15 protein-coding genes are annotated in these 13,802 nt (G+C 70.9%); 10 read left to right on the forward strand and 5 right to left on the reverse strand.

Annotated elements, in window-relative coordinates; all coding sequences use genetic code 11:
- Positions 1-578 precede the first annotated feature (578 nt).
- The 4 genes from trxB to H958_RS0120680 form a co-directional block, all read right to left on the reverse strand.
- Positions 579-1,598: a thioredoxin-disulfide reductase gene (gene trxB / locus H958_RS39150; RefSeq protein ID WP_081686109.1), complete on the reverse strand. Its 1,020-nt coding sequence runs from the start codon at positions 1,596-1,598 to the stop codon at positions 579-581.
- A gap of 29 nt (positions 1,599-1,627) precedes the next feature.
- The gene (locus H958_RS0120670) at positions 1,628-2,704 is read right to left on the reverse strand and encodes a lysylphosphatidylglycerol synthase transmembrane domain-containing protein (protein WP_028060040.1); all 1,077 of its coding nucleotides are present in this window, start codon (positions 2,702-2,704) and stop codon (positions 1,628-1,630) included.
- Positions 2,701-3,633 carry a phosphatase PAP2 family protein gene (locus H958_RS0120675; protein WP_231379326.1) on the reverse strand — a complete coding sequence of 311 codons (933 nt, stop codon included), beginning with the start codon at positions 3,631-3,633 and terminating at the stop codon, positions 2,701-2,703. Before H958_RS0120675 ends, H958_RS0120670 begins: the two co-directional genes overlap by 4 nt.
- Before the next feature lie 96 nt (positions 3,634-3,729).
- The gene (locus tag H958_RS0120680) at positions 3,730-4,470 is read right to left on the reverse strand and encodes a gamma-glutamyl-gamma-aminobutyrate hydrolase family protein (protein WP_028060042.1); all 741 of its coding nucleotides are present in this window, start codon (positions 4,468-4,470) and stop codon (positions 3,730-3,732) included.
- 41 nt (positions 4,471-4,511) lie between these two features.
- On the opposite strand from H958_RS0120680, the gene H958_RS0120685 reads away from it, so the two are divergent.
- The 10 genes from H958_RS0120685 (at position 4,512) to H958_RS0120735 (ending at position 13,086) form a co-directional block, all read left to right on the forward strand.
- Positions 4,512-5,294, forward strand: a complete 783-nt coding sequence (locus tag H958_RS0120685; RefSeq protein WP_028060043.1) for an enoyl-CoA hydratase-related protein — start codon at positions 4,512-4,514, stop codon at positions 5,292-5,294.
- Positions 5,295-5,359: 65 nt separating this feature from the next.
- On the forward strand, positions 5,360-6,298 hold the full coding sequence (coxB, locus tag H958_RS39155) for a cytochrome c oxidase subunit II (protein WP_051324591.1): 939 nt from the start codon (positions 5,360-5,362) through the stop codon (positions 6,296-6,298).
- Between the two features lie 9 nt (positions 6,299-6,307).
- Positions 6,308-8,026 (forward strand): cytochrome c oxidase subunit I, encoded by a 1,719-nt coding sequence (gene ctaD / locus H958_RS39160; protein WP_231379327.1) that lies wholly within the window; start codon positions 6,308-6,310, stop codon positions 8,024-8,026.
- 5 nt (positions 8,027-8,031) lie between these two features.
- Positions 8,032-8,931 (forward strand): heme o synthase, encoded by a 900-nt coding sequence (locus tag H958_RS39165; RefSeq protein ID WP_037410910.1) that lies wholly within the window; start codon positions 8,032-8,034, stop codon positions 8,929-8,931.
- A 172-nt stretch (positions 8,932-9,103) separates the two neighbouring features.
- Complete coding sequence (ctaF, locus tag H958_RS0120710; RefSeq protein WP_028060044.1) at positions 9,104-9,349, forward strand: aa3-type cytochrome oxidase subunit IV; 246 nt, start codon at positions 9,104-9,106, stop codon at positions 9,347-9,349.
- A gap of 27 nt (positions 9,350-9,376) precedes the next feature.
- Entirely contained in the window at positions 9,377-10,807 is a 1,431-nt protein-coding gene (locus tag H958_RS43815) for a PP2C family protein-serine/threonine phosphatase (protein WP_051324592.1), read from the forward strand.
- Entirely contained in the window at positions 10,807-11,715 is a 909-nt protein-coding gene (locus H958_RS39175) for an STAS domain-containing protein (protein ID WP_051324593.1), read from the forward strand. Before H958_RS43815 ends, H958_RS39175 begins: the two co-directional genes overlap by 1 nt.
- 3 nt (positions 11,716-11,718) lie before the next feature.
- Positions 11,719-12,090, forward strand: a complete 372-nt coding sequence (locus H958_RS0120725; protein WP_028060045.1) for an STAS domain-containing protein — start codon at positions 11,719-11,721, stop codon at positions 12,088-12,090.
- Complete coding sequence (locus tag H958_RS0120730) at positions 12,083-12,490, forward strand: ATP-binding protein (protein ID WP_028060046.1); 408 nt, start codon at positions 12,083-12,085, stop codon at positions 12,488-12,490. The genes H958_RS0120725 and H958_RS0120730 overlap by 8 nt, the downstream gene beginning before the upstream one ends.
- Entirely contained in the window at positions 12,478-13,086 is a 609-nt protein-coding gene (locus H958_RS0120735) for a SpoIIE family protein phosphatase (RefSeq protein ID WP_028060047.1), read from the forward strand. The genes H958_RS0120730 and H958_RS0120735 overlap by 13 nt, the downstream gene beginning before the upstream one ends.
- 187 nt (positions 13,087-13,273) lie before the next feature.
- Here the strand turns inward: H958_RS0120735 and H958_RS0120740 are convergent, their stop codons facing one another.
- Positions 13,274-13,690: a CBS domain-containing protein gene (locus tag H958_RS0120740; protein ID WP_028060048.1), complete on the reverse strand. Its 417-nt coding sequence runs from the start codon at positions 13,688-13,690 to the stop codon at positions 13,274-13,276.
- Positions 13,691-13,802 lie beyond the last annotated feature (112 nt).

Raw genomic sequence — 13,802 nt, forward strand, 5'->3', positions numbered from 1 at the left:
GGGCAGTTCGCCGGCGACGCGCTGATCAGCACCGACGGCGGCCCTCGGGCGCGCGTTCCGGGATCGGCGAACCACGCGGGTGAGGGAATGCGGGTCTATCCGGCCCCGCGGACTGACGATCACGATCGATCATCGCGGTGGCACGTTCGCGCACGTTCGATCATCTTCGCGCGAAGTCTCCGAGGGGTGCCTCACAAACCTTCGAACTATTCGAAGGTTCGTGAGGCACCCCTCGCGTCGCGGCCCCGAACAGATCACCCGGCCCCGCGAACCGCACAAACAATCTGACCCGCTCCCTTACCAGCGCAGTTCGCCGGACCTGCCGGACCGCGGCGAGAAGAGGCGCCGCGTGGCGAGGCGAGGGGAGGCGGCGAAGCGCGACGGGGCGAGCCGCGGCCGCGCGCGCCGCCGGGCGGCGCGGCTGCAGCAAGACGAGACGAACGGGGCCGAGCGCGACTCTGGTCAGCTGGCGTGACGAGGCGCGTTGCGCCCGGAGATCGGGGCGTGGCGAGATCACCGCGTGCGGGAGCGGTTCGGCGGCCTCACGGCCGCCACGCCCCCGCCGGCCGCAGAAGGGCCTAGCGCTGCTCCACCGCGGCAGGCGCCCACTGCGCCTCCGCGAGGTCGCCGTCGCCCTCGAGCGCGGCCGGCGTCGGCACCGCCGGGTTGTCGCGCAGGTACCACTCCGCGTCCAGCGCCGCCATACAGCCCGAGCCCGCGGCGGTCACGGCCTGGCGATAGGTGTGGTCGACGAGGTCGCCCGCGGCGAAGATGCCGGCGACGTCGGTGCGCGTCGACTTGCCCTGGGTGAGGACGTAGCCTCCGTCGTCGGTCGGCACTATGCCGCGCACGATCTCCGACTGCGGCTCATGGCCGATCGCGATGAAGGCGCCGGACATCGGCAGCTCGCGCGTCTCGCCGGTCTCGAGATGACGCACGCGCGCGAAGTCGAGCACGCCCGAGTCGCCCGCGACGAACTCGTCCACGACGTACGGCGTCAGGAACTCGATGTTCTCGGTCGCCCGCGCGCGGTCGAGCATGATCTTCGACGCGCGGAACTCGTCGCGACGGTTGACGATCGTGACCTTGGAGGAGAACTTGGCGAGAAAGATCGCCTCCTCCATCGCGCTGTCGCCACCGCCGACGATGATCGTCGTGCGGTCCTTGTAGAACGCGGCGTCGCAGGTGGCGCAGTAGGACACGCCGCGGCCGCCGAGCTCCTCCTCGCCGGGCACGCCGAGCTTCTTGTGCTCGGCCCCCATCGAGAGGATCACCGCCCGGGCCTCGTAGACCTCGTCCTCGATGTAGACCTTGTGCGGAGCGCCGTCCTTGCCGGGCTCGAGCTTCGTCGCGTTGTCGGTGATGAACCGCGTGCCGAAGCGCTCGGCCTGGTCGCGCAGCTGCTGCATCATCTCCGGGCCCGTGACCCCCTCGGGGTAGCCCGGGAAGTTCTCGACGTCGGTGGTCTGCTGGAGCAGGCCGCCCCACATGAAGCCCTCGATCACGAGCGGCTCGAGATTGGCGCGCGCCGTGTAGAGCGCGGCCGTGTAGCCGGCGGGACCGCTGCCGATGATGATCACGTTCTCGACGTTCGCCATGCTCTTCAGTCTCTCTCCGCCTGTGGGCGTTACGCTTTACTTTGTATAGTAGCGCCGCGTTCCCGGCGCCATCGGTCCACCGTGCCGCGGAGCCGGAAGAACGCGATCACTCCTGGGATCAGTGGTAGCCAGAAGGTGAACGCGCGGAACACGAGCACGGCGACGACGGCCAGGCCGGCATCCACGCCGAACGCCGCATAGGCGCCGATCATGCCGCCCTCCACGCCCCCGACGCCGCCCGGGATCGGCAGCAGGTTGCCGAGCATGCCGACGAAGAAGCCCTGGATCAGCACCGCGAGCGGCGGCGGGTCGCCGAACGCGTGGAACGCGGCCCAGACGACGGCGAGCTGGAACGCCCAGTAGAGGGTCGCCCCGAGCAGCGCCGGGTCGCGCGAGCGCAGGTGGCGGAGGGCGTCGCGCACGCCCGCCGAGCTGGAGGCGGGGACGTGCGCGAGCTTGCGCGTGAGCCGGCCCGTCGGGAGGCGGTGGTGCAGGTCGGGCGGGACGAGCACCACCGCGAGCGTGAGCGCGACCATCACGAGCGCGATGATCGCCGGCACCAGCGTCATCGAGAGCGGCGCCTCTCCGGGGAACACCCCCAAGCGCAGCCCGAAGCCGCAGACGATCACCGCGAACGCGTACGGCGCGTAGGTGAGCACGAGGAACGAGATCGTCTTGTCGGCCACGACGCGGCGCGTGAGCCCGGCCTGGCGCAGCGCCCAGGCCTGCAGCACGAGGCCGCCGGCGCCGCCGGCGGCGAAGATCCGCGACGCGGCCAGGCCCGCCAGCGTGATCTGGAAGCTCGCGCGCCAGCCGATCCGGTCGTCCTTGAAGACACCGCGGAACATCGCGCCGTAGCCGGCGAACATGCCGATCGTGAACGCGAGCGCGGCGGCCATCCACCACGGCGAGCCGTCCTCGATCCGCCTCCACGTGTCGTGCAGGCCTGCCAGCTTGGGAAGCAGGAAGTACAGCGCCGCGAGCGCAGCCGCGAGGAAGCCGCACAGCGTCAGGACAGTGCGGCCGCTGAAGTCGAGCCCATGGTCGTCCTCCTCCAGGGCGTCCGGCGAGGGCGGGCTGGCCGTCTCGACCGGAGCGTCGCTCATACGTGCGCCTGTGCCTCGATCGCCTGTACGGCGCGCGAGAGGCGCCTCGCGAACGGCGCGGTCACCGGCGTCCCCCGGCGCACCGTCTCGGCCAGTGCGAGCCCCGCCGCCAGGTCCATGACGTAGTGCTCGCCCAGGTAGACGAGCGCTAGGCCGAGCGTGGCGGCGTAGCTCCAGCCGAGCACTCCCGCGACCCTTCCGGTGTCGCTGAGGACGTGCGCGGCCGTCACGGACGTTGCGAAGTGCAGCGAAGGCATGGCGGCCAAAGGGTTGCCCCCCAGGAAACCGTACAGAGGAGCCCACCCGGACTTCCAGAACTGCTCACCGTATTCGACCATCATGCGGCGCAGCTCGGGCGTCCGGCCGTCCTCCATCAGACCCTGCTCGGCCGCGTACCACGGCGGCGCCGTGGGGATCGCCCAGTAGCCGATCACGCCGAGGTCGAAGGTCGCGTAGACCTGGGCGGCGGCGCGGCCGAAGCCCTCGCGGCGCCGGAGCAGGACGTAGGCGACGGTGCCGTGGGGGAACGCGAACCACAGCCAGTGTGACCACACGAGCAGCTTCTCCCAGCGGGCGAAGCGGCCCGGCGTGCCGAACGCGCGTTGCAGGCGCATCGTCGGCGTCGTGCCGGCGCCGATGAAGCGGTCGAAGCGGACCGGGTACTCGACGCGGACGCGCCGCCGCAGCGCCTCGGGGTCGTCGTTGGGCATCTGGTAGGTCGCCAGATAGGCCCACATCTGCAGCGCGCACACCGCGACGTCGCGCTTGCGCGAGCGCGGGACGACGGCGGTCACGGCGAACGGGGTGGCGGCTGCGGCGGCGATCACCACCTGCGGCTTGAGCTTCAGGCGGCGGCGGAGAAGCGGCGCGGCCAGGCCGGCGGCGAGCACCGTGGAGGCGGCCGCGCGGATGGCGGTCGAACGGCGCACGGGGGCCGCGAGAATAGCGACCCGCGCGGCGCGACGACGCCGGCGGGCGCTCGCGGCGTGCCACCGCGCTCCGGCGGCCCCCTGGGGGACGGGCGCTTAGGCGCCGATCAGCGTGTCCGCCGCCTCGCCCGCGAAGGTCTTCACCACGCGCGAGCGCGGGTCGACCTCCGGGTGCCACTGGACGCCGAGCGCCCAGCGCGCCTCGGGCAGCTCGATCGCCTCCACGAGGCCGTCGAGCGTGCTCCAGCCGCTGGCCACGACGCCTTCCCCGAGCGCGTCGACGGCCTGGTGGTGATGCGACTTGGTCTGGTGGAGCAGCTCGCCGCACGCGTGCGCGGCCAGCGAGCCCGGCTCGAGCCGCACGTCGTGATCGGCGTCGTCGAAGGAGCCCAGCGCCCGCCGGTGGTCGCCGTGGCCGACGTCGTCGGGCAGGTGCTGCACCAGGGTCCCGCCGCGCGCGACGTTGAGCAGCTGCATCCCGCGGCAGATCCCGAGCACCGGTATGTCGCGCTCCAGCGCCTCCAGCGCCAGCGCGATCTCCGCGCGGTCGCGCTCCGGCCGCGTATTGGTGGTGCAGTGATGGCGGCGCTCGCCGTAGGAGCCGGGGTCGATGTCGGCGCCGCCGGCCAGCATCAGGGCGTCGAGCCCGTCGAGCACGTCGGCGGGATGCTGCTCGACCCACCCGTCGGGCGGGATCATCAGCGCCACCGCTCCGGCACCCTGCACCGCGTCGATGTAGGCCCGCGACAGCAGCAAGGCCTCGCGGTCCCAGACGGTCCAGCGCGCCCGCTCGAGGGCCGCGCAGACGCCGATCCGCGGTCTTCGCTCGTCTGGCATCGCAGACGAACCTACCCCGGTTCTGGACAGAATCCACGTCCATGACCGTCTCCCTGCACCGTCGCGGCGCCGTCGCCACCATCGAGCTGAACCGCCCGCAGGCCATGAACGCATGGGACCGTGAGCTGGGCGAGGCCCTGCGCGGCGCCGTCGAGGAGTGCGCCGCCGACGACGCGATCCGCGCCGTCACGATCACCGGTGCGGGCCGGGCGTTCTCCTCCGGGGCGGACCTCAAGGCGGGCTTCGACCCGACGCCGGAGGGCTTCCCGGACGTCGGTGCGGCGCTGCGCGAGCGGTATCACCCGATCATCACCGGGATCCGCGAGATGCCCAAGCCGGTGCTCGCCGCCGTCAACGGCCCGGCCGCCGGCATCGGGTGCTCGCTCGCGCTCGCCTGCGACCTGGTGCTCGCCGCCGAGTCGTCCTACTTCCTGCTGGCGTTCGTGAACATCGGGCTCGTACCGGACGGCGGCAGCTCGTTCCTGATCGCGGCCCGGGTGGGCTTCGCGCGCGCCGCCGAGATGGCGATGCTGGGCGAGCGGATCCCCGCCCCCAAGGCGCTGGAGTGGGGAATGATCAACCGCGTCGTGGCCGACGACGCCCTGCTCGCCGAGGCCGGCGCGCTCGCCGACCGGCTCGCCGCGGGCCCCACGCGCTCCTACGCCGGGACCAAGCGCCAGCTCAACTCGTGGCTGTACCAGCGGATGCGCGAGCAGCTCGAGCTCGAGGCCACGATCCAGCACGAACTGGCCGCTTCGGGCGACTTCGTGGAGGGCGTCGCGGCCTTCGTGGGCAAGCGCCCGGCGCGCTTCTCGGGGCGTTGAGCCCCGCGGTCAGGCGCCCGACCACGGCGCGTGGGCGTCCGGTCCGTCCATATACTGCCGGGCCCGTGCTTGGTCTGAGTTCACGCCGTTCCCTGCTGCTGGCGCTCTGCGCCGCCATCGCCGGAGCGCTCTTCGCCGCGCCTGCCGCACACGCCGGCCTGCTGTTCCCAGAGTCCGGCGGGTCGCCGAACGCGGACAGCATTCACACGCTGTACATCATGATCTTCATCCTCGCGCTGATCATCTTCATCGGCGTCGAAGGCCTGCTGCTCTACTCGATGATCAGATACCGCGCCCGCAAGGGGCGCGTGGCCGCGCAGATCCACGGCAACACGCCGCTGGAGATCGGCTGGACGGTCGGCGCCGCGGCGATCCTGATCTTCATCACCGCCTTCACGTTCATCAAGCTCGCGGCGATCAAGGACCCGAAGCCCTCGGTGACGACCGGCGGCCCCCAGATCGCGATGGTCGACGGCGAGCTCGTCGCCTCGACCGATCAGTCGGCCCCCAAGGGCCCGGTCCTGCGCATGCGCGTCGACGGGCAGCAGTACGTCTGGGCCTACCAGTACCCGCAGGCCCAGAAGGGCGTCCGCTCCTACGCGGACATGGTGGTCCCTGTCGGGATGACCGTGCTGCTCGACATCACGTCAGACGACGTCGCGCACTCATGGTGGATTCCCAAGCTGGGCGGCAAGATGGACGCCATCCCGGGCTACCACAACAAGTCCTGGTTCCAGATCCCGCCTGAGAACCTCGACAAAGGCCCCGGCAAGGGCACCTTCCAGGGCTTCAAGGCCGTCATCTACACCGGGCAGTGCGCAGAGCTCTGCGGCCGCAACCACGCGAACATGCTCGCCCGCGTGATCGGCCTCAGCCCGGACGACTTCAACACGTGGGTCGACCGCAAGGCGCAGGAGCTCCAGGCGGCGCACACAGCCGTCGCCAAGCAGCAGAAGGCGCTGCAGGCCCAGCAGGAAGCGAACAGCCAGACCGGCGCGCAGTAAGGACCTCCCTTGGCAGCTACGACACAAACTCCGCCGCCCAGCACGATCGCGACGCGGGCGCGGCCTGAGATCATCGCCCACGAGGTCGAGCCGCAGAAGCTCGGCTGGACCTCGTGGTTCACCACGACCGACCACAAGAAGATCGGCCTGATGTACCTGGGCACGGTCATGGTCTTCTTCGTGCTCGGCGGCGTCGAGGCGCTGCTGATCCGCACGCAGCTCGCCGTCCCGGACAACACGCTCCTGACGCCTGAGAAGTACAACCAGGTGCTCACGATGCACGGGACGACGATGATCTTCCTCGTCATCGTGCCGGTCTGGGCAGGGTTCGCGAACTACCTGGTCCCGCTGATGATCGGAGCGCGCGACGTCGCGTTCCCGCGCGTGAACGCGTGGTCCTACTGGATGTACCTGTTCGGCGGCCTGGCGCTCTACGCGTCGGTGTTCTTCTCGCCGCCCGAGGCCGGCTGGTTCTCGTACGTGCCGCTCTCGCTGAAGCAGTACTCCGGCACCAACGGCCAGGAGGCATGGATCTACATGATCCACCTCACCGGCCTGTCGTCGATCCTGGGCGCGATCAACTTCATCGCCACGATCCACAACATGCGCGCGCCCGGCATGGGCTGGGGCCGCATGCCGCTGTTCGTGTGGACGATCCTGATCTACGCGTACCTGATCATCCTGGCGCTGACGTCGCTGGCCGCCACGGTCACGATGCTGCTGCTGGACCGCAACTTCGGCACCGCGTTCTTCGACCCCAAGCAGGGCGGGTCGGCGCTCTTGTGGCAGCACTTGTTCTGGTTCTTCGGGCACCCAGAGGTCTACATCCTCGTGTTGCCTGCCTTCGGGGTCTTCTCCGAGGTGCTGCCGGTCTTCGCGCGCAAGCCGATCTTCGGCTACAAGGCGATCGCCGCGGCCACCGCGGGCATCGCCTTCCTCGGCCTGCTCGTGTGGGCGCACCACATGTTCGCTACGCCGATGTCGACCGTCGTGCTCGCGTTCTTCATGCTCTCGAGCTTCATCATCGCCGTGCCGACGGGCGTGAAGATCTTCAACTGGATCGCCACGCTGTGGCGCGGCACGGTCGAGTGGACGGTGCCGCTGATGTACTGCGTCGGCGGCATCTTCACCTTCACGATGGGCGGCATCACGGGCATCTTCCTGGCCGTGTTCCCCATCGACTGGCAGCTGACGGACACCTACTTCGTGGTGGCGCACTTCCACTACACGGCGTTCGGCGCCTCCGCCTTCGCGATGCTCGCCGCGCTCTACTACTGGTTCCCGAAGATGACGGGCCGGATGCTCAGCGAGCGGATGGGCAAGGTCGGCTTCTGGCTGACGTTCATCGGCTTCCACCTGACGTTCCTGATCCAGCACTCGGCAGGCCTCTCGGGCATGCCGCGGCGCATCTATGAGTACTCCGACACGAGCTGGACGGCGTACAACTTCATCTCCACCGTCGGCGCGTTCACGATCGCCCTCGGCGTCCTGCTCACGATCGGCAACATCGCCTGGGCGTTCAAGAAGGGCGCGATCGCGGGCCCCGACCCGTGGAAGGCCAACACGCTCGAGTGGTTCACGCCCTCGCCGCCGCCGGAGAACAACTTCGACGCGGTGCCGCGCGTGCGCTCGGTCGAGCCGATGAAGGACATCCGGCGCGAGATCGAGCAGCGGACGGGCACCGAGCAGCGCTACCGCTCCGGACAGCCGTTGTTCGTCAAGAGGTAGCGGCTGTGGAGGCCTCACGCGTGACGACGTCCCAAGCCGTTCCGGCGCCGCTTGGGCAGGTCCTGTCGGACTACGTCACGCTGACCAAGCCGAAGGTGCAGCTGCTGCTGCTCCTGACCACGATCACGACGATGTACGTGGCGGGCGACCCGTCGGTCGCGCTCGTCGCCGTGACGGTCCTCGGCGGCTTCCTCTCGGCCGGCGGCGCCGGCGCGTTCAACCACTGGTACGACCGCGACATCGACGCGGCGATGGGGCGGACGTCCGGCCGCCCCGTGCCGTCCGGGCGCATCTCCCCGCGTGCGGCGCTGATCTACGCGTTCGCGCTGCAGATCGCGTCGTTCGCCATCCTGTGGGCGGCGGTGAACCTGCTCGCGGCCGTCCTCGCGCTGCTCGGGTTCATCTGGTACGCGCTCGTCTACACCGTCTGGCTCAAGCGCCGCTCGCCGCAGAACATCGTCATCGGCGGCGCCGCGGGCGCCGTCCCGCCGCTCGTCGGCTGGGCGGCCGTCACCGGCTCGGTCGCGCCGAACGCGCTGTATCTGTTCGCGATCGTCTTCTACTGGACGCCGCCGCACTTCTGGGCGCTGTCGCTGCTCATGAAGGACGAGTACGCCCGCGTCGGCGTGCCGATGATGCCCGTCGTCCATGGCGAGTCCGAGACGCGGCGCCAGATCGTCCTGTACACGCTGCTGCTGACGTTCCTGACGCTGCTGCCCGTCGTGTTCGGCTTCTTCGGCGCGATCTACGCCGTGATCGCCGCCGGCCTCGGCGCCGCGTTCATCGTCCTCGCCTTCCGCCTGCAGCGCCGCGCGGACCGCGCGAGCGCGCTGCGCACGTACCTGTTCTCGCTCGCCTACCTCGCCGTGCTCTTCGCGGCGATGGTCCTCGACGCCCGTCTATAGAGGGTGCAGCCCCTCCGCCCCACCCCGATCATCCAGCCTTCTCGACCTCTAGACTCCCGCCTCGTATGGATCGCCGTCTCGCCCGCCGCAATCTCCGCACCGCCTACATCGCCTCCATCGTCGGAGTGCTGATGTTCGGTCTGACCTTCCTCGCGGCCTACCTCTACATCCAATGAGCTCTGAGCCGCTACAGACCCAGTCCGGCGCGCCGCCCGTGGGCGAGCGCGTCCACATGCCGGCGCACAGCATCCTCCCGCTGGTCAACGCCGCCTCGCTCGCCGTGGCGATCGTCTCGCTCACCCTCAGCTGGTGGCTCGTCGGCTTGGGCGGCGCGATCTTCCTCCTCTCCGCCATTCGCTGGATCCTGGATGTTCGGCGGGACATCGCCGATCTTCCCTTGGATCACGGCCAGCATTAGGCGCGAGGTCTAGGCTTCCCGCTGGACGTGGGAACCACGGAGAACGGAGCGCCGGCCCTGGCCGCGCGCTACACCGCCGCATTCGCCGCATATCTGTCGAACCGAGGCGAGCAGGCGCTCGGTGCCGCCTACGATCTCGGCCGCGAAGCGGTCGCCGCGCACCTCAGCATCCTGGATCTCGCCGAGGCGCACCACCAAGCGCTGCGCGCTGCCCTCGCGGGCGCCACGCCGTCCGAGGCGACACTGCAGGCGTCGGCGGACTTCCTGCGCGAGAGCCTGTCCACGTTCGAGAGCGTCCACCGCGGCTACCTCGAGGTGCAGGAGGCCGCGCGCCTCGAGCACGCGCACGTGGAGCAGCTGCGGGCCCTGTCGGACGCCTCGGTGGCGATCAACTCCTCGCTGACGGTCGAGGAGATCCTGCAGCTCACCGCCGACGCCGCGCGCTCGATCACGGCGGCCTCCCGCGCCACGGTCGGGATCGTCGCGCCCGACCCGCGCCTGCGCCCGCTCACCGCCACCTCTCCCCCGCGCGTGGACTCCGGCGAGCCCGCGCCCGCGCGGCTGTCCGCGCGGCTGCGGGCGCGCGAGCGCGAGCTCGGGATGCTCGACGTCGTCGACCGTGCCGGGCGCGAGTTCACGCCGCGCGACGAGGCGATCGTGACCCAGCTGGCCCAGCTGGCGTCCGTCGCGATCTCCAACGCGCAGCTCTATGAGCGCGAGCGCACGATCGCCCACACGCTCCAGCGCTCGCTGCGCCCGGGCGCGCTCCCGACCGTCCCGGGGCTCTCGGCCGCCGTCCGCTTCCACCCCGCCGGCGAGGGCATCGAGCTCGGCGGCGACTTCTACGACCTCTTCGGGTCCTCCGACGGCGGCTGGACGGCGCTGATCGGCGACGTCCAGGGCAAGGGCCCGGACGCCGCCGCGGTGACGGCGCTGGCGCGTCACACGATGCGCGCCGCCGCCGTCTACGAGCACCGCCCCAGCGGCGTGCTGACGACGATGCACCGCGCCCTGCGCGACCAGCAGACCGAGCGCTTCTGCACCGTCGCCTACGCGCACCTGCGCGTCGGGCGCCGGCACCTGGGCGTCGAGCTCGCCTGCGGCGGGCACCCGCTGCCGCTGGTCGTCCACCGCGACGGCCGCGTCGATCCCGTCGGGCGGCTCGGGACGCTGCTGGGCTCCGACATCGAGCCGCTGTTGACCGACGTCGCCGTCGAGCTGACCGAGGGCGACGTGCTGGTGCTGTATACCGACGGCGTGACGGAGGTCCGCCGCCGCCGGCGCGAGGTGTTCGGCCACCGCGAGCTCGTCGCCCTGCTCGAGCGCTGCGGCGGGCTGCCGCCGGACGCCGTCGCCGACCGCATCGAGAGCGCCGTGATCACCGCTTCTGAGGGCCGGCTGCGCGACGACGTCGCGATCCTCGCCTTCGGCCCCACCCCACAACCCCAAGGAGACTGATGGCTGACCCCACTGAAGCCGCCGCATCGGCGGCGGACGGCCACCAGGACGCGAGTGCCGACCTCCTCCGCGAGCTCGTCGCGCACCTCCGCAACAACCGCACCCAACTGCGCCAGGAGTGGGCCCGCCGGATCGGCGAGGCGCGACTGCTGACCGCGCTCACGCAGGACGAGATCTTCTCGGAGGCCACATCGGTCTACGACAACTACGTCGAGGTGCTGGAGACCGGTTCCGTGGAGGCGCTGCAGGACTACGCGCGCAACCTCTCCGAGCGCATCATCCCCCGCGGGGTCGAGACCGACGAGGTGCTCGGCATCGTGCTGCTGCTGCGCGACGTGCTCGCGCGCTCGCTGTTCGAGAAGTACCAGGCGGACTTCCAGGTCCTCAACGAGGTGCTCGACGCCTACGAGCCGGCCGCCAACCGCATCGCCAACACCGTGGGCGTGAACTTCGTCCAGGAGCGCGAGCGCATCATCCGCCAGCAGCAGGAGGCGATCCGCGAGCTCTCCACGCCGGTCCTCCAGGTGCGCGAGCGGCTGCTGATCCTCCCGATCATCGGCGTGCTCGACGGGCAGCGCGCCCGGCAGCTGACCGAGCAGCTGCTGCGCGGCATCCGCACCAACCGCGCGCGCGTGGTCGTGATCGACATCACCGGCGTGCCGACGATCGACTCCACGGTGGCCAACCACCTCGTCCAGACCGTCGACGCGTCGCGGCTGATGGGCGCGTCGGTGATCATCACGGGCCTCTCGCCCGAGATCGCGCAGACGCTCGTCACGCTCGGCGTCGACCTCTCCAAGGTCAACGCGGTCGGCGACCTCCAGGGCGGCATCGAGGAGGCCGAGCGGCTGCTCGGCTACACCGTCATCGGCGGCGGTGTCGAGATGCCCGCCGACGACCGGGGGTAGGCGTTGGCCGTCCCGATCCTCAAGCAGGGGCCGTTCCTGATCGCGTCCATCCAGTCGGCGCTGACCGACACCGACGTGCTCCAGCTGCGCGACGACGTGATGGCGCAGGTCACGAAGAACCGCTCGCGCGGGATCATCGTCGACGTCACGGCGCTCGACGTGATGGACTCGTTCGTCTCTCGCTCGCTGCGCGGGATCGCGCAGATGACGCGCCTGCGCGGGGCCGAGACGGTGATCGTCGGCATCCAGCCGGAGGTCGCCTTCGCGATGGTCCAGCTCGGGATGAGCTTCGAGGACGTGCAGACCGCGCTCGATCTCGAGGAGGGATTGGCGCTGCTGCAGGCCCGGAAGGAGCCGGGCGAGAGTGGTGGGTGAGGCCCAGGAGCGGATCGCGATCGAGTCCGACGCCGACGTGGTGACCGCGCGCCAGCGTGCGCGCCAGCTTGCGATCGGGCTGGAGATGCCGAGCACCGATCAGACGCTGTTGGCGACCGCGATCTCCGAGGTGGCGCGCAACATCACCGCCTATGCGGAGCGCGGCGAGGTGCTGCTGGAGCTGATCCGCGACGGCCGCGGGCGGCGCGGGATCCGCGTGATCGCGCATGACGAGGGGCCGGGCATCGCCGATGTCGAGCGCGCGATGACGGACGGCTACACCACGGGGGGCGGGCTCGGGCTGGGGCTCCCGGGCGCGCGCCGGCTGGTGGACGAGTTCGAGATCGAGACGGCGCCCGGCGCCGGGACCACCGTGACGCTGGTGAAATGGACCCGCTAGACGGCTGGCCCGAGGCGCTCGAACGCGGGATCGCCGGGGCCGCGCTCGAAGGCGAGGACCGCTCCGGCGATCTCGCCGTGTTCGCCCCGACCGGGCGCGGCGGGCTCGTCTGCTTGATCGACGGGCTCGGCCACGGCGGCCCGGCCGCCGACGCGTCGGCGCTCGCGGCGGAGGTGATCTGCGACCACGCCGAGGCGCCGCCGCAGGAGCTGCTCGACCGCTGCCACACGGTGCTGAAAGGCTCGCGCGGCGCCGTGATGACGCTGGCGTGGCTCGACGTGACCGACGCGAAGCTCGTGTGGACGGGCGTCGGCAACGTCGACGCGCGGCTGTGGCATCCCAGCGAGGGCGGCCGCCACGACGTGGCGCTCGTCTTCGGCGGCGTCGTCGGACACCAGGTGCCGCGCGTGCGCCCGTCCACGCTCGCGCTCACCCCGGGCGACCTGCTGGTGATGGTCACCGACGGCGTCGACGCGGGCTTCGCCGCGGCGCTCGACGGCGGCGGGACGGCGCAGGCGATCGCCGAGCGGATCTTCGACGATCACGCGAAGGGCTCAGACGACGCGCTGTGCGTCGTCGTCAGGTTCCGCGGATGACGCCGCCCGGCTTCGCCGGGCTCCGGCGGGTCGTCAACCTGCGTTGAAAACGGGTTTTGCCCTCCGGTTGCCGACCGCGGCGCCACCGTCTCGCCGGGCTCGGCGGGTCGTCAACCTGCGTTGAAAACGGGTTTCGCCCTCCGGTTGCCGACCGCGGCGCCACCGTCTCGCCGGGCTCGGCGGGTCGTCAACCTGCGTGCGACGTTACGACGGGGACGTCGCAGATCGCGCCGTCGTCGGTCCAGCAGCGCACGATGTCGCGCATCGAGATGATCCCGCTCGGCTCGCCGTGCTCGACCACGACGAGGTGGCGGAACCCGCCGCGCACCATCGCCGCCGCGGCCTGCTCCAGCGACCATTCGGGCGTTGCCAGCATCAGGTCGCCGGACTGGTGGTCGCCAACGGCTTCGCAATCCGCGTCCTGTCCCCGGGCGATCGAGTGCAGGATGTCGCGCTCCGTGAGGATCCCCGGGCCCATGCCGTCGGGGTCGAGCACCACGGCGGCGCCCACGTTGCGCTTCGCCATCTGCTCCGCGGCGCGGCGCAGCGTGTGCCCCGGCCCGACCGTGAGGACCACCTTGGTCATCGCCTCACGTACCTGCATGCTCGCATCACCCGACCTGACCGGATAGCTTGCAACGATCGTCTCAAGCGTACCGAAACGCACGGCGCGGCCCGAGGCTTCGCCCCGAGACCTCGCGCCGGCGAGTTTCGCC

This window comes from Candidatus Solirubrobacter pratensis (assembly GCF_000425945.1).
Classification (GTDB): Bacteria; Actinomycetota; Thermoleophilia; order Solirubrobacterales; family Solirubrobacteraceae; genus Solirubrobacter; species Solirubrobacter pratensis.